This is a genomic window from Pseudomonas sp. IT-P260 (genome assembly GCF_949768395.1).
Lineage (GTDB): Bacteria > Pseudomonadota > Gammaproteobacteria > Pseudomonadales > Pseudomonadaceae > Aquipseudomonas > Aquipseudomonas parakoreensis.
In genome coordinates, this window is record NZ_CATKPO010000040.1 from 256976 (window position 1) to 274464 (window position 17489).

A 17489-nucleotide genomic window follows, 5' to 3' on the forward strand; every position below is an offset into this window, starting at 1 on the left:
GACAACCGCAAGGCGGTTCAACGCACGCGAAATTCTGGAGGGGCGTAAACAACATCGACCAGCAGGGCTGGTCGATGCTTGTAACGATCAGCCGTAATTAAACGACTGGAGCACGCCAGTCATCGGAACCCGAAGTACCGGATACTTCGTGGGTCCAGGTGATTTTGCGGTAGGTGAACTGCACTTCTTCCAGGTGAGTGAAGTGCGAGTTGCCCGGATCCTGGCAGTTGTGCATTTTGTTGTTGATGGCGACGATGATCGCGTCTTCCAGTTTGGTGGTGTAGTAGTGCTCTTGAGTACCTTGAGCCGAAGTACGGTACCACTGGATAACGATTTCGCTCATGCGCTCGCCGGAGGTCAGAGCAGCTTGCAGCAGAGGCGAAGCCTTGTCGTAGACCTTGGTGATGATCACTGGCTTGTGAACGCGTTGACCGGTTGGCTGACCGGATTGTGGGTCACGCGGGATGATCACGTCGTGGCTGAAAGCCTGAACCATGACCTGGTCTTCGTGGCCTTCCTGGTAGGTGTTGCCAACGGAGTCGGCGGTGAAGGCGCCGGCAGTGATCAGGCCTTGTTTTTCGCCGGTAACCGACATGTACGCTGGTGTTGCCATGGGGTGCTCTCCTTGCGGATAAATTTAGGGTGCCCGGGAGGCGAAATCGCCCGGTGGGTGCCTGACTGTTATCAAGGAGCGTGCCAGGTTTGTCGAAGGCCCCGGCAGCCGGGGGTGAAGCGGCTGTAGTTTGCGGTTTTGTCGATGTTTTTTATTGAATCGAGATGGAAAGTGCGCAACTTCTTGCGCAGTACTGCGCAAGAAGTTGCGCACTCGGCTGTAAGCCTCTCCGATCAAGGGCTGTAGCGCGATAAGTCACGTTTTTTGCCGGACAAGTGCGCAAGAAGTTGCGCAGTAAGGCCAAATGCCAGCGTCGAGCGTCTGAAACGATCCACCCAGCGCGACGGTCAATCACTCACGACTGCGCCGCAGGCGTCTGAACATTCCCAACCGCGAGTGAGAACGACATGAAAATCCTGATGGTTTTAACGTCCCACGATCAACTGGGTGATACCGGCAAGAAAACCGGCTTCTGGCTGGAAGAATTCGCCGCGCCGTATTACGTGTTCAAGGATGCCGGCGCGCGACTGACGCTGGCCTCGCCCAAGGGCGGCCAGCCACCGCTGGACCCGAAAAGTGACGAGCCCGATGCGCAGACCGCCGCGACCGAGCGCTTTCGCAAGGATTCTGCCGCCCAGTCGGCACTGTCCTCTACGGTCAAACTGGACACGGTGAAGGCTGCGGATTTCGATGCCGTGTTCTATCCCGGCGGCCACGGCCCATTGTGGGACCTGGCTGAAGACCGCCATTCGATTGCGCTGATCGAATCGTTTTACAACAGTGGCAAACCCGTGGCGGCCGTGTGTCATGCGCCCGGGGTGCTGCGCCATGTCAAAGGTGCGGACGGTCAGCCATTGGTCAAGGGTAAGCAGGTGACCGGTTTCAGCAACAGCGAAGAGGATGCGGTGCAGTTGACCAAGGTGGTGCCGTTTCTGGTGGAGGACGAGCTCAAGGCCAAGGGCGGGATTTTCTCCAAGGGCGCGGACTGGTCGAGCTACACCCGTGAGGACGGATTGCTGCTGACCGGGCAGAATCCGGCGTCGTCGGAAGAAACAGCGTTCGCGCTGTTGTCGCGGTTGCGCTAGAAGCAAAAGCAAAAGATCGCAGCCTGCGGCAGCTCCTACAGGGGGAAACACATTCCATCTGTAGGAGCTGCCGCAGGCTGCGATCTTTTGATCTTTCAGCGCGAAAGCGCTGCCAGACACTCCTCAATCGAACGCCGCTGCGTCTCGGCATACAACCCCAATTCATCAATGGTCCCACGCCCCAGCGCCTGTTCAAATGCCTGACGGTTCGAGTGTTCGCCATAGTGCGTCTGCGCCGCGTCCCCAAGGTTCGACTGAAAAATCCCCGCCGCACTCACTGGCAGAAAATCTTCGTACACCAACGGTTCAGCTTTCACATGGCCTTCGCGGAGCAAATCCGCCAGCGATGTCGATTTGAGGCTACCCGCTGCCAAGCCTTTTTCCGTGGGGAAATAGCGAAAATACGCCAGCTCCTGTTCACGCATGCCGTCGACGCTGTCCGGAAATTCGCCAAAGTGTCGGGTCATCAGCGTGTTGTAGCGTGCGGCGTTGCCTTCGTTGGGAAAGTCGCCCAGTTCATCGCGCGCGGCGTTCAACAAGCGGTCATACAGCGCCCGGCCTTTGGGTGTCAGCGCCGCACCGCGTTGTTCGATTTCGCCGAAACGCGCGCTGTGGCTACCGCGAGTCTCGTGTTGATCGGTGAAAGCGATCGGCTCGTCCAGCGCCTTGAAACTGGTCTGGCGCAACAGGATCGGGCACTTGCGGCGTGGCGGGCCTTCGATCACCGCTTTCGGGGTGATGCCATGTAGCGGCATTTGCGCCTGGACGATATCGATGTCCAGGGTGCGTGGGGTCAGGTGATTGATGTGCGGGCCTTTGAACGCCACCACATCGGCGATCAGACGGTGCTGGGCGCTGAGGGTCTGGTACTGCGCAGCGGTGACAGTGGCGCTGTGATGCCAGCGAAAGGTTTCCAGTGCCTGCAGGACAAATTGCGCCGCGTCCTCCTCATTCAGCCCACCGGCTGACTCCGCCCGCTCGATCAGCTGCAATGCAGCAGGGGTAAAGATCGAACGCCGGTTCAACACCGATTCGGCAAAACCGCGCAACTCTGGATCTTCGATCAGCTCCAGACGCAGCAATGAGGTGAACACCCGAAACGGGCTGACCTGCAGCGCCGCTTCATGCACCGCGCGAAACGCCGTGGAGTGCACCGGCACACCCGCCGGGGTCAGGTCGTAGTAGCCCACCGGTTGCATGCCCATCACCGCGAACAGGCGCGCGAGGGTCGCGAGCTCTTTGCCGGTGCCGACGCGGATCGCGCCGTGTCGCTCCATGTCCAGGCGCTCGATTTCACCGGTGCTGTCGAGCTGCCGTGCGAGGTCTGGCTGGGCGGCCAGCACTTCACGGTTGGTCTGTTCCACCAACTCCATCAGCGCGCCGTACAACGGCACTTCTTCGCGGTACATGTCGGACATCGCTTTGGAGAAGCGTTGACGGATCAGGTCGGGGCTGACGAAAGGCTGCACGGTCATGAAAAAAATTCCTGCCACGGTCACGGTTTGGATAGAGGAAAAGATCGCAGCCTTCGCCGACGGCAGCAAACGAAGAATCCTACGAACTTCATTCTGCCAACGACTGATCCACCAGTTCGATCCAGTGCAAAACCTGCGTGCGTCCGGCGCCGGCCAGATGATTCTGGCAGCCGACGTTGGACGTGACGATCAGCTCCGGGCGTCCGCTTTCCAGTGCATTGAGGCGGTTATCGCGCAATTGCCGGGCAAGGGTCGGTTGCGTCAGCGAATAAGTGCCGGCCGAACCGCAACACAGGTGACCGTCCGGCACGGGGGTGAGATTGAACCCGAGGCGGGTCAGCAGTGCTTCGACTGCGCCGCCGAGTTTCAGCGCATGTTGCAGGGTGCAGGGGCAATGCACGGCGATCCGCCGCTGGCGGGCGGCGCACACTTGCTCCAGCGGTTCCTGAGCGAGCAGTTGCACCAGATCCAGCGTTCGCTCACTGATCTGCCGCGCCTTGTCGGCGTAGCGCGGATCCTGCGCCAGCAGATGCCCGTAATCCTTGATGAACGCGCCGCAACCGCTGGCCGTCTGCACGATGGCTTCCGCGCCGTTTTGCAGGTGCGGCCACCAGGCGTCGATGTTCTGTCGGGCGCGCTCGAGGCCTTTGGCCTGGGCGTCGAGGTGATAGTCCAGCGCGCCACAGCAACCGGCTTCGGTCACCGGCGTGACGCTGATTCCCAACCGGTCCAATACCCGTGCCGTCGCATCATTGGTGTTAGGCGACAGGCCCGGTTGCACGCAGCCTTCGAGCAGCAACACCCGCCGCGCATGGCGTGGGGCGGGGCGTGAGCCGGTTACGGGCGAGCGCTGCGGCAATTTGCTTTCCAACATTCGCGGCAACAAGGGCCGGAACGTTGTACCCATGCGCAGCAAGCCCTTGAATACGCCCGGATTCGGCGCCAGTGCACGCAAGCCCTCGCGCAACAAGCGCTGGGCAGCGGGACGCGGTACAGCCTGATCGACCACCGCCCGCCCGATATCCAACAGGTTGTGATAGTCGACACCGGAAGGGCAGGTGGTTTCGCAATTGCGGCAGGACAGGCAGCGATCCAGATGCAACTGAGTTTGCTCGGTGGCCGGCGCACCTTCGAGCACTTGCTTGATCAGATAGATGCGTCCGCGTGGCCCATCGAGCTCATCACCGAGCAACTGATAGGTCGGGCAGGTGGCGTTGCAAAAACCGCAATGCACGCAGGTGCGCAGAATCTTTTCCGCCTCGGCCGCACGCGGCAGTTGTCGGGATTGTTCGCTGAGGGTGGTCTGCATGGCTAGAACTCCGCGTACATCCGGCCGGGGTTGAACAGCCCTTGCGGGTCGAGTTGCGCCTTGAGTTGCTGGTGATAACGCATCAGCGTGCGCGGCAGCGGCTGGAACGGTGTGTCGCTGGCGCCATGGGTGAAGCAGGTGGCATGGCCACCGAGTTCCTGGGCGAGAATCTGAACGTGCTCGTGATCGGACTTCAGCCAGCGTTGCGCGCCGGCCCAGTCGATCAACTGCTGGCCGGGCAAGTCTTGCGGCTCGAGATTGTTCGGCAGCGACAGGCGCCACAGCGGCAGGCCTCCGTCGAAAAAGCTCAGGCGTTGCTCGTTCAAATCGCTCCAGAACACAGAGTCCAGCGGCTCGCCGCCGAGTCGTTGATGCGCGGCAGTCACCGAGCCTTCGCCGCCCTCCAGGCGCAGGTACAGGCTTTGCCCGTCATGGCAGGCGCCGCTGATCGGCAACGGTTGCTGACCCCATTCGGCCAGCCTGGTCAGCGCTCGGGTGCAGTCGATATCGAGGCGGATGCTCAGGCATTGACGCGGTTTCGGCAGAACTTTCAGCGAGACCTCGGTGAGCACGCCGAGACAGCCGAAACTACCAGTCAACAACCGCGACAGGTCGTAGCCGGCAACGTTTTTCATCACCTCGCCACCGAACCTCAAATGTTCGCCGAGGCCAGTGATGACCCGGGTGCCGAGGACGAAGTCGCGCACCGAACCTGACCATGGCCGCCGTGGCCCGGACATTCCGCTGGCGATCATCCCGCCGACGGTGGCACTGTCACCGAAGGCCGGCGGTTCGCACGGCAGCATCTGCCCGGCCGCGTCAAGCGCCGCGAGCAACTCGCGCAGCGGCGTACCGGCGCGCACGCTGACCACCAGCTCGGTCGGTTCATAGCGCACGATGCCGCAGTGTGCGCGGGTGTCGAGCACTTCGCCGGCCACCTCGCGCCCCAGAAACGCCTTGCTGTTGCCACCCTGGATTTTCAGCGGCGTGGCGTTGGCCCGGGCCTGATTGACCTGATCCAGCAGGGCGCCGCTGGCGTCGACGTCAGCCATCAGAAGCGCTCCAGTTCGGGGAATGGCAATTGTCCGGCGTGAATGTGCATGGCGCCGAATTCCGCGCAGCGGTGCAGGGTCGGGATGTTCTTGCCGGGGTTGAGCAGGCCTTGCGGGTCGAACGCGGCTTTGACGGCGTGGAACAGGGTCAGCTCTGCGCTGTTGAATTGCGCGCACATCTGATTGATTTTCTCGCGGCCGACGCCGTGTTCACCCGTGATGCTGCCGCCGACGTGCACGCACAATTCGAGAATTTTCCCGCCCAACGCTTCCGCACGATGCAGTTCGCCGGGCTGGTTGGCGTCGAACAGGATCAGCGGGTGCATGTTGCCGTCGCCGGCATGGAACACATTGGCAACGCGCAAGCCGTATTCGGCGCCGAGGCGGGCGATGCCTTGCAGCACGCCGGGCAATTCGCGGCGCGGGATGGTGCCGTCCATGCAGTAGTAGTCCGGCGACAGGCGGCCGATCGCCGGAAAGGCATTTTTGCGACCGGCCCAGAAGCGCACGCGCTCGGCTTCATCGCGGGCCTGGCGCACTTCGCTGGCGCCGGCCTGAAACATGACTTCGCGGACCCGCAGGCAATCGTCGTGGACATCGGCTTCGACGCCATCGAGTTCGCACAACAGAATCGCTTCGGCAGCGACCGGGTAACCGGCGTGGATGAAGTCTTCGGCGGCGCGGATCGCCAGGTTGTCCATCATCTCAAGGCCGCCGGGAATGATCCCCGCAGCGATGATGTCGGCCACCGCGCGGCCAGCCTTTTCCGCCGAATCGAAGCTGCCCAGCAGCACCTTGGCGACCTGCGGTCTGGGCAGCAGTTTGACCGTGACTTCGGTGATGATCCCGAGCAAACCTTCGGAACCGGTGAACAACGCCAGCAAGTCGAAACCCGGCGCATCGAGGGCCTCGCTGCCCAGTGTCAGGCGTTCGCCTTCGATGGTCAGCACTTCGATCTTCAGCAGGTTGTGTACGGTCAGACCGTACTTGAGGCAATGCACGCCACCAGCATTTTCCGCGACGTTGCCGCCGATCGAACAGGCAATCTGCGACGACGGATCCGGCGCGTAATACAGGCCGAACGGCGCCGCCGCCTGGGATATCGCCAGGTTGCGCACCCCGGGTTGAACCCGTGCGGTGCGAGCCGCGGGGTCGATGTGCAGGATGTTGTTGAACCGCGCCATCACCAGCAACAGGCCGCTTTCCAGCGGCAGCGCGCCGCCTGACAACCCGGTGCCGGCGCCACGGGCCACCACCGGCACGTGGTGTTGATGGCAGAGTCTGAGCAGGGTTTGTACCTGATCGAGTCGCCGGGGCAGCGCCACCAGCATCGGCGTGGTGCGATAGGCCGACAGGCCATCGCATTCGTACGGCTTGAGTTCGTCTTCGCGCCACAGAAGGTCGAGGTCCGGGAGGGCGTGCTGCAGGGTTTTCAGCAGCTCAGCCTTGTTCACTTCCGGTAGCGGGCCGTCGAGGCGTTCGTCGTAGAGAATGTTCATTTCGATCTTCCGAATCTTTGTCGCCAAGAGAGCGTTTTGTGGCGAGGGAGCTTGCTCCCGCTGGGCTGCGCAGCAGACCCGAGATCGATATCGTGTCGAGACAGGCTAGTTGCATTTGCTGGATAAGGGCCGCTTCGCGCCCCAGCGGGAGCAAGCTCCCTCACTACAAGGATAGTTGTGGGATTCATCGCTGACTGCCCAGAAACTCCCGATACAACCGCGCAGTATTCCCCGGTTGTTCGACCATCGGCATGTGCCCGACGCCATCCCACACTTCGACCCGCAGATTGGCGATGCCCTTGCTCCACACCGGCACGCTGCTGACGTCGATCAAGCGATCCTTGCGCCCCCACAGCAGCAGCGCCGGGCATTTGATATCGGCCAGTTTCGGCTCCATCGGCGGGCTGGCGCGGAAGTCGCGGAAGATCTCTTCCAGTTCATCACGCTGGCGTTCGTATCGCTGGGCGATGGCGTCCAGCACCAGTCCGGGTACCCACGGTGGCGAGGCCATGGTCATCGCATAAAACTGGCGGAATTCTTCCCGGGAGTTGATCAGGAACGGGTTATGCCCACGGGCGAGGTGGCGCTCCATGTCGCTGGCCTGCGGTGCAGTGACGCCGGCCGGGTCGATCAGCGCCACCGAGGCAATCCGCTCCGGGTAAGTTGCGGCCAGCCACGCTGCGATGTAGCCGCCCATCGAGTTGCCAATCACGTGGACTTTCTCCACGCCGCAGACGTCGAGCAGCTGGATCATGCGCTTGGCCTGCAGCGCAATGTCATAGCCGCCACCGGCCTTGAAGCCGGTTTCACCGTGGCCGGCGATGTCCGGAATGATCACCCGGTACTGGCGGACAAAGTGCCTGGCGAAGCGCAGCCACAGATTTTTCTCGGCGCTGTAGCCGTGCAGCATCAGGATCGCGCTGGCGGCTTCATAAGGGCCACCTTGCCAGGTCGAGACCGTCATTTCGGCAATCGGCACTTCGATCTTGTGCAACTTGTACATCCTGGCCTCGAGCGCCGTGCTCAAGTCATACAGCCAATGGCCGATCGCCGGATAACTCAACCAGCTCCAGGCCACGAAAACCGCGAGAGCGACAAACAGCACAAGCATCGACGTCTTCCTTTTACGTGTTCAGGACAGAATGTGGTCAGCCGGTTTCAGCGCCCGGGTCAACCGGTAGTAGCTGAAACTGAAGCCCGGAAATATCGCGATCACATGACCGCTCTTGCTTTGATACCAACTGTGACAGCCGCCGGACTTCCATACCGTGCGCTCCATCTCACGGTGGATCATTGCAGTGTAGGTACGTTCCGCGTCGGGGCGCACTTCGATGCTGCGCAGTTCTTTTGCTTGCAGGGTGTGGATGCAGTCGAGGATGTAGTTCATCTGCGCCTCGATGATGAACAGCGCCGAGGTATGACCGATGCCGGTGTTGGGCCCGGTGACGATAAACAGGTTGGGAAAGCCCGGCAGGCTGGTGCCCAGATAGGCGCGCGGGTATTGCGCCCAGACGTCCTTAAGTTGCACGCCGTGCTTGCCGGTCACCGGATAAGAGACCACGCCGTCGGTGGCGTCGTAGCCGGTCGACCAGACAATCAGGTCGACCTCGATGTGCTGGCCATCCTGGGTGACGATGCCGGTTTCATCGAGCGCGGCGATGCCTTGCTCGCGGCTGTGCAGGGTGACGTTGGGCCGGGTCAGCGCCGGGTAATAGGTGCTGGAAAGCAGGATGCGCTTGCAGCCGATGGTGAAGTCCGGGATGAGTTTTGCGCGCAACAGCGGGTCCGGCACCTGTTGCTTGAGAAAGCGCAGGGCCTGGCGCTGGACCAGATGAATCGCCGGTTTCGAATATTTGAAGGCGATGACCCGGGTTTCGAATTGCCAGTAAAGCAGCCAGCGCAGCAGCTTGTAGGCCGGTTTCACCCCCAGCAGCCAGCGCTGCAAAGGTCCGAACCGGCGATCGGCGCGCGGCAGCACCCAATGTGGTGTGCGCTGGAATACATGCAGTTGTGCGACCTCGGGGGCAATCGCCGGAATGACCTGCGCGGCACTGGCGCCGCTGCCGACGATGGCCACGCGTTTACCGCGGTAGTCGTAGCGGTGATCCCAATTGTTTGTATGAAAAGTCTTGCCCTGAAAGCGATCCTGGCCGGGGAAGGGCGGGATCACCGGTTGGCTCAATGGCCCGGAGGCGTTGATCACGAACTGCGCGCAGAACATCCCCTTGTTGGTGTGCACCGCCCACTGCCTGGCGGCGTCATCCCATTCGATGCGTTCGACGTTGGTTTGCAGCTCCACGCGCTCGCGCAGGCCGAAGCGTTCGATGACGTGTTCGGTGTATCGGTGCAGTTCAGGCTGGGCGGCAAACATCTGCGTCCAGCGGTACGGCGCGAAGGACAGCGAGTACAGCGGTGAGGGCACATCCACCGCCGCGCCGGGGTAGGTATTCTGGCACCAGGTGCCGCCGAAGAACGCCCTTCGTTCCAGCAGGCGAAAATCGTCAATGCCGGCCTTGAGCAAATTGACCGCCGCACATTGGCCGCCAAATCCGCTGCCGATGATCAACACCTGGTAGGTCCGCATGGGTCTCCTTCTTATAGTCGTTTCACCGTTTTCATCCTTTCAGGTATAGCTAAAAATTCGCCGAGTGGGGGCGGGCGGCTGGGCGGTGATGGCTATTTAACGGCTGGCTGATAGACTCCCAGCACATCGGTCTGACGGTGTGCGCAGGTTCCGTTGAGTGGTCGAGGCCCTTATGCGAAACAAGGGGGGAAAGGGACTTTCACTGGCCAGGAGGCTTTATACATCGCGAACCCTCGGCCTGGTGCTGGGGTTGTTGTGCGTGAGCGTGGCGATGTACCCGCTTGACCCGCCGCCGTGGGTCTGGGCACTGATGCTGTTCAATGGCCTGGTCTGGCCGCATCTGGCGTTTCAATGGGCCCGTCGCTCCAGCGTTCCCTACCATGCTGAACACCGCAATCTGTTGATCGACGCGTTTATGGGCGGCTTCTGGGTCGCCGCCATGCAGTTCAATCCGCTGCCCAGTGCCACCACCGTTTCGATGATGGCGATGAATAATGTCGCCATCGGCGGCTTGCGTTTTCTCGCGGCGGGCCTGGCGGCGCAGGTCCTTGGAATCGGCGTCGGCCTGGTGGTGTTCGCCCCGGCGTTCATCCCGCCCACCTCACCTTTACAGCTGTATGCCTGCCTGCCGTTGTTGATGCTGTACCCGCTGGCGCTGGGCTGGATCTGCTTTCGCCAGGCCTACACGCTGGGCCTGCACAAGCGTGAACTGCTGGCCCTGAGTCGCACCGACAGCCTGACCGGTCTGCTCAACCACGGCGCCTGGAAGGATCAACTGGACATCGCTTTTCAACGTTGCCGTCGACAGCAACAGGGCGCGGCGATTGCGTTGATCGATATCGACCACTTCAAGTCGATCAATGACACATATGGGCATGTGGCGGGTGACATCGTCCTGCGCCAGTTGAGCAAAATGCTCAAGCAGAACCTGCGCGCTGCGGATATTGCCGGGCGCTACGGCGGCGATGAGTTCTGCGTGATTCTGCCCGACCTGCCGCTGTTCAATGCCGCGCAGGCCATGGAAGCCTTGCGCGAACGTTTCGCCACTCTGGGTTACGAGCAGAACCCGGCGCTCAAGGTCAGCCTGAGCATTGGTCTGGCGGCTTATGATCCGGCGCATGGCGACGCGACCCGTTGGCTCAATGATGCGGATCAGGCGCTGTACGAGGCCAAGGCGACCGGGCGCAATCGGGTGATCTGCAACAATGACGATCTGCCGAAACAGGAACTGCTCGATTCGGTCTGACTGCTCACCACATTCACCTGTGCGAGCCGGCTCGCTCCTGGAAGTGTTCGGTGTCGGCGGCTCCGGTGTCGCATCCGCTATAGAGCCTTGCGTTGATGTCAGGTACGGTTTGAATCCCCCGACGCGAAACAAGGATCGATTCATGACGTTCTCATTTCCCCGCTCCCTGCTGGCCGCCAGCCTCGGCCTGTCTCTCGCCTTCAGCGCTGCCGGTGCCTTCGCCGAACCGCACAAGCAAGTGCTGGCGGATGCCGAGCAGTATCAGCCCGAAGCCCTGAAACTGCTGGAACGGCTGGTCAACATCGACTCCGGTTCCGGTTATGAACCGGGCCTGAAACAAGTCAGCGAGATCGCCATCGACGAGCTGAAAAAACTCGGCGCTACCATCGAGCGGGTGCCCAATACACCGGAAAAAACCAACCATGTGCTGGCCACTTTCAAAGGCACCGGCAAGGCGAAAATCCTCTTGATGGCGCACATGGACACGGTGTTCAAGGAAGGCTCCGCCGCCGAGCGCCCGTTCCACATCAAGGACGGCCGCGCCTACGGGCCGGGGGTGATGGACGACAAGGGCGGCATCGTCGCCGGGATCTACGCGCTGAAGATCCTGAAGAACCTCGACTTCAAGGATTACGCGCAAATCACCTTCCTGCTCGATGCCAGCGAAGAAACCGGCTCGGATGTCGCCACCGATTTGATCAAGAAAACCGCCAAGGCCCACGACGTGACGCTCAACCTCGAACCGGGGCGTCCGGCCGATGGTCTGGTGGTGTGGCGCAAAGGCAGCGCAACGGCGCTGGTCGAGGTCAAGGGCAAGGCTGCGCATGCGGGCGTCGCGCCGGAGTTGGGACGCAACGCAGCGATGGAAGCGGCGCACCAGATTCTGCAACTGGGCAAACTCGGCGACGAAGCGAAGAAAACCACGATCAACTTCACCGTGCTCCAGGCCGGTGATCGCACCAACGTGATTCCCGATCACGCCATCGCCAAGGCTGACGTGCGCGCGGCCGTGCCGGAAGAATTCGACCGGATCGAGAAAGACCTGGCGCGGGTCTCGCAGGACAAGCTGATCGCGGAAACCGAAGTCACCACCAGCCTCAAACGCGGCTTGCCGCCGATGCCGCAAACGGCGGAGTCGGATCGCTTGATGGCGATGGCCCAAGGGATTTACGGCGAGATCGGCCGCAAGCTGACCGAAGAGGGCAGTGGCGGTGCGGCGGATGCCAGCCTGTCAGCCGGCGTGGGGACGCCGACGCTGGACGGTTTCGGGATTGTCGGCGGCAATATTCATACGCCGGAGGAGTACGCCGAAGTGGCGAGCGTGACGCCGCGGATTTATCTGTTGTCACGGATGATCATGGAATTGGCGGGCAAATAGTTGCCACGCGTGAAGGTGGCAGCCGTTAAGGCCTGCCACCTTCATACGTTGAATCCTGAAGCAATCAGGCTTGTTGCGGGGTGTTCCAGAATTGTTTGATTTCGTGAATGTTGCCCACGTTGTAACGTGGAATGATGCCTGTGCATGGCGATGCCGCAGCGGTTGCAACCGGCGTATTGATGACGTTGGCGCCGGCGTGCAGCAGTGGAGTCTGGTTCCAGTTATCGAGTTGCTTGTTCATGCAGATTTCCTTTCTGATTAAGTGAGCAGTGAAGTCTGCTCACGTTGTAGCCGTGACAGCAGGCTGTCATAGAGTGCTGTCTCCTGGCGGGCGATGCCGGGATAAGTCGGCACCAGATTGTCGTCGAAGCACCAGGCTTCTTCGGTTTTGGCTGCCTGCGGAGGATGAATAAGCAAACTCAGCGAGGCAGACATTGTTTCAGGTGGTAGCTGTTTGTGTACTTCCTTTAGTGGAAGCATGTGCAGCACCTCACCCGGAATAAGTTTAAGGACTCGTTCTTCGCCGAACTCGGGCCTTCTGCCGGCCTGCAGCGGCGCTTGATCCAGAATTTCTCGTGAAACGGTGGTATAACCGTCACCGCTGTAACCCACACAATAGAGTTCGAAGTCATGACTGTGGTTGAGGTCATAGATAAAGGTTTCCCTTTCATCCCGTGACGTGACCGGCGACCAGAACCCCAGGCGAACTGTAAACAGATCGTTAGAGTGCAGGACAAATGCATAGGCCCCATAAAGCCTGTTTTTGGTACTGAAGCCGTCCTGTTGAATCGTGGTGTAGAGGTACTCGCTCAACAACGTGCGGTTAGTCGCCAGTTGACGCAGATCTTCCACGATCCTTGAACTGTCCAGTTGCAGATCGTAAGTCGCCATGCGCTCGATAAATGACTGTAATTTCATGCCGCTTCACACTGGTCAAGCAAGTAGTTCAGGCGACTGTCTTGCAGGTTTCTCAACAGCGGGGCGCAACTTAGTGCGGCCTGACGATCCGCTCTGTTGATCATCTGAAAGGCCCGCCAGGCGACAGCGGGGTGATAGTGATAAATCAATTCCTGCGCCACTTTGCAGGCTCCGGGGTCCTGTACTGCTTCGAGCAGTTCAAGACTCACCAGAAAGCGCGCGGCGCTGTCGTCATGAGGAAACCAGCCGATTTTGCGCAACGAGTGGGGGTCGAACACACTGATGTCGGCAGTTCTGTCGGGCAGATTGATGCTGCCAATAAACGCCGGGTGCCCGTTTCCATTCGGATTGCTGTCATACAGCATTTTGCTGCCGTCGATGAACAACGGATTTTCGGCATCCACGATCACCTGCTCTGCGCGAGTCAGATATTCACCGTCGAGCCGATAAAGCTGGATGGAATACGATTGCCCGTTGATGGCGAACAAAACGCTGTTTCCGGGTACGGAATATAGTTGCTCAGGCGCGGATGCATTATCAGGTGCCTTGAGGCTGATGTTTCCATCTTTGTTGCAATATAACGTCAACGTTCCGGTGTGTATGTTGGTCGCTTTCATGATCGCGGCGTGACGGGACAAATTCTCGGTATCTGCTTCAGGTTCGGATAACTGGTCGGCCAGGATCTTTACTTCGCTCCCCATGTTTGTTGTTTTGATGCAGGTGATAAGCTGGTCAGGCTTCAAGTCTGGGTTGAGCAGGTTTTTTATCATGGGAAGTCGCTTTGTCATTTTCTGTCAAATGTACTTTTTAGACTATTTGATCAGGTGTAATTATCAGGTTTGTTATTTCGTTTTGTTAAACAGATCTCCGCGCTTGAAGGTTTGAATGTTTTTGCTGTTTAACGGTTTGCGATTATAGAGAGGCGATATTTAATATCAATGCTGTAGTTGTTGTTAAATATTGGTGTTTGTTTGTAGGTGTGTATCGCTGGTAGAAGCTGGCTATTATTGATTCGCCTTTTCTCGCAACTTGGCCGGTGACATTGCGTCTACCGGCCATCTTTAGAGTTGTCCGAGACTCGTATCAGTGAGCAATCACTCCTTGACGCTCATGTATTCCTTCGCCCACAGAATGTAGTCCTCTGGCTGGGTGTAGGTGTGCGTCAGTTCGGTGGCACTCAGGTCCGAAGCCTGGGTGAAGATCTGGCGTTGTTCGCGCAGGCTGTCGTAGGTGGCCTTGATCGCCGCGAAGTACGCGCCGTGACCGTCGATGGTTACGCGCACACCGAGTTCGGCCAGACGCTTGTCATCACGCAACGCCGGGTTGCCGTAGGTGACCAGCATCAGCGGTACCGTCAGGTGTTCGGCAATCTGCTCAAGCTGATCGAAGTCCTGCACGCCGACCATGCAGATGCCGTCGGCACCGGCGGCCTGGTATTGTTTGGTGCGGCTGATGATTTCCTGGTTCGGCAGAATGCCGGCGTTGGTGCGGGCGATGATCGCCATTTCCGAATCGACCCGGGCTTCCAGCGCTGCACGGATCTTGCCGACGCCTTCGGCAACCGAGATCAGGTCGGTGGATTTACGGCCGAATTGTGCCGGCAGCAGCGTGTCTTCGATGGTCAGTGCGGCGACGCCGGCGCGTTCCAGCTCAACGATGGTGCGCATCACGTTGAGGGCGTTGCCGTAGCCGTGGTCGGCGTCGGCGATCACGGGCAGCTGAGCGACGCGGCCGATGCGGGTGGCCTGCTCAGCGAACTCGCTGAGGGTGATCAAGGCGAAGTCGGGAGCGCCCAGCACCTGCAACGAGGCGACGGAGCCGCCGAGGATCCCCACTTCAAAACCCAGGTCTGCGGCGATGCGCGCGGACATCGGGTCGAACACCGAGGCCGTGTGGTAGCAGGTGTCGGAAGCCAGCAATTGACGGAAGTTACGGCGCAAATCTTGATGGGAAAGCCTGGTCATACGAGTTCCACCAATACAAAGGAATGGAACGGCTTGAGCAAAGGTGTCAACGCCGAAGAATGAAAAGGCTATCACGCGAATGGGTCAAGGTTCATGACGAATTTGCAAGTGAGGCGTTGATCACGGATGCAAAGGCTGAAAGGTTTCATCTGCAATCAGCGGATTTCCAGTGTCAGGGCCGGCGTTCAGGCCGCGACTGCATGTTGCTGTTGCCTGGGCAGCAGCACGGCGCGGACCGAATTGCCCGGCTGCAGTTGCAGGCGCTTGGCGGTCAGGCGATCGACCACCAAGGTATTGCCGACCAGACGACCGGGGGCCACAGTAATGCGGCAGTTCTCCAGGCGACGGTTATGGATCAGCCACAAGGGGGCCTGATCGTCCGGCGTGCCGAGGCTCAGGGTCAGCGCCTGGCTGTCGCGCACGGTACGAATGCTGCCGATCGGCGCTTCGATCACCGGGCCGCCGTCGAAGATGTCGATGTAGCCCTTATGCACAAAGCCTTCCTCGCGCAGGATCTTCAGCGCCGGCTCGGTATTGGGATGTGGCTGGCCGATGGCCGCTTGTGCCTGTTCGGTCAGCATGCAGGTGTACAACGGCTGGCGCGGCATCAGTTCGGCGATGAACGACTTGTTGCCCAGACCCGACAAGTGGTCGGCGTGGCTGAAGTCCATCTGGAAAAAGTGCCGGCCCAGACTGTCCCAGAACGGCGAACAACCGCGTTCATCGGCACTGCCACGCAGTTCGGCGATCATCTTCTCGCCAAACAACTGCGGAAATTCAGCCACGAACAGCAGGCGCCCCAACGACAGCAACCGGCCGTTGCTGCCATGGCGATGATCGTGGCTGAGAAACAACGAGCACAGTTCCGACTGGCCGGTCAGCTCATTATTGAGAAACAGCGTGGGAATCTGCCGGGAAATGCCCAGATCCGCCGATGAACTCACGGTCAACCCGACGCGGTAGTTGTACCACGGCTCGCGCAGGCCAACCGCGCCGGTCAGGGCGCTGACACCCACCACGCGCAGATCGTCGTCTTCGAGCACGAACAGGTAGTCGGCGTCAGCCCGTTCCACCTGCTCGGCGAACGCACGTTGCGCCCAGCGCACCCGGTGAGCGAGGCGGTCTTCATTGGCCGGCAGGGTGGTGAACCCGGGGCCGGCCTGCTTCACCAGAGTCATCAGCGCTGGCAGGTCGCTGACTTTGACCGGACGGACGATCATGCGGTAACTCCTTGTACGCGCCTGTTCGGGCACTGTCGTTGGGTGTGCAACCGGGCGCCGTTCACAGGGCTGTCAGCCTGATCGTGCTGCCATCGGTGACCTTCAGCGCCGTGCACAGGGCTGGCGTAAGGGACAGCGGTTGATCGGGCTGGTAATCCAGTTCGGCGACGATGGCCCGGAAACCGTGCAAGGCGTCGTTGCTCACCAGATAGCGTCCCCGTGCATCGATTTGTGCTTGCTGACGCACGGTGGCGGTCTGGCTGCGGGCGATCGAACGGATGTTCGCGGTGCGCGCATACAGGGTCGGGCCGGCGTCGAACAGGTCGATGTAGCTGTTGGTTTCAAAGCCTTCGCGTTCAAGGATGTCGAACGCTTCCTGGCCGTCCGGGTGAATCCGGCCGATGCATGCCTGTGCTTCCGGGGGCAGCATCGGCACGTAGATCGGGTATTGCGGCATCAGTTCGGCGAGAAACGTGCGGCTTTGCAGACCGCACAGGCGCTCGGCCTCGACGTAGGGCAGGTCGAAGAAATGCTTGCCCAGTGCATCCCAGAACGGTGAATGGCCATTCTCATCGCTGTAGCCGACGATTTCGGTGATCACCGCATCGGCGAAACGGGATGCGTGAGCGGCGATGAACAGCAGCCGCGCCCGCGACAGCAGTTCGGAAAAAGCGCTGCGCACCAGCGCATTGTCGATGTGAAAACCGCGCAGCAGGGTGTGGTCGTTGAGGTCGTGACACAACGACAGCGCCGGCACACCGTGTTCGATGTTCAATTCCCGCGAGGCACTGGTGAAGTGGCGGTTGCGCAGGCTGTAGAACGGTTCGTTGAAACCGGCCGTGGCGAGGATCTCCGAGCAGCCGACCAGCCGCCGAGTGTCGAGGTCTTCCAGCACGAAGAAGTAATTCTCCGGGCCTTGCGCCTGAATGTCTTTGTCGAACGAGGCGCAGGAACCGGCGATTTTTTCACGCAGGCGTTCGCTGTCGTCCGGCAGCGACGTGACGCCGACCAGACTGTCGCGGGCCAGTTGCTGTAATTGCGGCAGGTCGGTTGGCTCGACTGGGCGTAAGACCAGCATGGATGTACTCCTGTATCAAAGGGTCCGGTGATCCGCACCGAACCTGACTATCACTGTCGGTTGCCACG

General features: G+C 60.4%; 16 protein-coding genes. 3 read left to right on the forward strand and 13 right to left on the reverse strand.

From position 1 onward, the window contains the following. Positions 1-97: 97 nt before the first annotated feature. On the reverse strand, positions 98-613 hold the full coding sequence (locus ACM6HV_RS20175; protein WP_003226246.1) for an Hcp family type VI secretion system effector: 516 nt from the start codon (positions 611-613) through the stop codon (positions 98-100). A 407-nt stretch (positions 614-1020) separates the two neighbouring features. Here ACM6HV_RS20175 and ACM6HV_RS20180 point away from each other — a divergent pair, with 407 nt between their 5' ends. Then, positions 1021-1698: a type 1 glutamine amidotransferase domain-containing protein gene (locus tag ACM6HV_RS20180; protein ID WP_414905126.1), complete on the forward strand. Its 678-nt coding sequence runs from the start codon at positions 1021-1023 to the stop codon at positions 1696-1698. A 95-nt stretch (positions 1699-1793) separates the two neighbouring features. Here ACM6HV_RS20180 and ACM6HV_RS20185 read toward each other — a convergent pair whose 3' ends face one another. From ACM6HV_RS20185 to ACM6HV_RS20210, 6 genes are all read right to left on the reverse strand, one after another. Then, positions 1794-3173 (reverse strand): VOC family protein, encoded by a 1380-nt coding sequence (locus tag ACM6HV_RS20185; RefSeq protein WP_414905127.1) that lies wholly within the window; start codon positions 3171-3173, stop codon positions 1794-1796. 88 nt (positions 3174-3261) lie between these two features. After that, complete coding sequence (gene glcF / locus ACM6HV_RS20190; RefSeq protein ID WP_145595227.1) at positions 3262-4482, reverse strand: glycolate oxidase subunit GlcF; 1221 nt, start codon at positions 4480-4482, stop codon at positions 3262-3264. Positions 4483-4484: 2 nt separating this feature from the next. Further along, positions 4485-5534, reverse strand: a complete 1050-nt coding sequence (glcE, locus tag ACM6HV_RS20195) for a glycolate oxidase subunit GlcE (RefSeq protein WP_414905128.1) — start codon at positions 5532-5534, stop codon at positions 4485-4487. After that, positions 5534-7033, reverse strand: a complete 1500-nt coding sequence (gene glcD / locus ACM6HV_RS20200) for a glycolate oxidase subunit GlcD (RefSeq protein WP_414905129.1) — start codon at positions 7031-7033, stop codon at positions 5534-5536. Before glcD ends, glcE begins: the two co-directional genes overlap by 1 nt. Before the next feature lie 184 nt (positions 7034-7217). Further along, positions 7218-8144: an alpha/beta fold hydrolase gene (locus ACM6HV_RS20205; protein WP_414905130.1), complete on the reverse strand. Its 927-nt coding sequence runs from the start codon at positions 8142-8144 to the stop codon at positions 7218-7220. 21 nt (positions 8145-8165) lie between these two features. Beyond that, positions 8166-9617, reverse strand: a complete 1452-nt coding sequence (locus ACM6HV_RS20210; protein ID WP_414905131.1) for a flavin-containing monooxygenase — start codon at positions 9615-9617, stop codon at positions 8166-8168. Between the two features lie 172 nt (positions 9618-9789). Between ACM6HV_RS20210 and ACM6HV_RS20215 the strand changes: the two genes are divergently transcribed. Next, on the forward strand, positions 9790-10863 hold the full coding sequence (locus tag ACM6HV_RS20215) for a diguanylate cyclase (protein WP_145595235.1): 1074 nt from the start codon (positions 9790-9792) through the stop codon (positions 10861-10863). A gap of 142 nt (positions 10864-11005) precedes the next feature. After that, entirely contained in the window at positions 11006-12241 is a 1236-nt protein-coding gene (locus ACM6HV_RS20220) for a M20/M25/M40 family metallo-hydrolase (RefSeq protein WP_414905132.1), read from the forward strand. A 64-nt stretch (positions 12242-12305) separates the two neighbouring features. Here the strand turns inward: ACM6HV_RS20220 and ACM6HV_RS20225 are convergent, their stop codons facing one another. The 6 genes from ACM6HV_RS20225 to ACM6HV_RS20250 form a co-directional block, all read right to left on the reverse strand. After that, positions 12306-12482: a hypothetical protein gene (locus ACM6HV_RS20225; RefSeq protein WP_186448468.1), complete on the reverse strand. Its 177-nt coding sequence runs from the start codon at positions 12480-12482 to the stop codon at positions 12306-12308. Between the two features lie 17 nt (positions 12483-12499). Continuing rightward, positions 12500-13159 carry a transposase gene (locus ACM6HV_RS20230; RefSeq protein WP_145595239.1) on the reverse strand — a complete coding sequence of 220 codons (660 nt, stop codon included), beginning with the start codon at positions 13157-13159 and terminating at the stop codon, positions 12500-12502. Further along, positions 13156-13929, reverse strand: coding sequence for a hypothetical protein (locus ACM6HV_RS20235; protein ID WP_414905133.1), 774 nt, complete (start codon positions 13927-13929; stop codon positions 13156-13158). Before ACM6HV_RS20235 ends, ACM6HV_RS20230 begins: the two co-directional genes overlap by 4 nt. Positions 13930-14253: 324 nt before the next feature. After that, on the reverse strand, positions 14254-15123 hold the full coding sequence (locus ACM6HV_RS20240) for an isocitrate lyase/PEP mutase family protein (RefSeq protein ID WP_007968750.1): 870 nt from the start codon (positions 15121-15123) through the stop codon (positions 14254-14256). A gap of 185 nt (positions 15124-15308) precedes the next feature. Beyond that, complete coding sequence (astA, locus tag ACM6HV_RS20245) at positions 15309-16343, reverse strand: arginine N-succinyltransferase (protein WP_222018946.1); 1035 nt, start codon at positions 16341-16343, stop codon at positions 15309-15311. 61 nt (positions 16344-16404) lie between these two features. Then, positions 16405-17421: an arginine N-succinyltransferase gene (locus ACM6HV_RS20250; RefSeq protein ID WP_041074153.1), complete on the reverse strand. Its 1017-nt coding sequence runs from the start codon at positions 17419-17421 to the stop codon at positions 16405-16407. Positions 17422-17489: the final 68 nt, after the last annotated feature.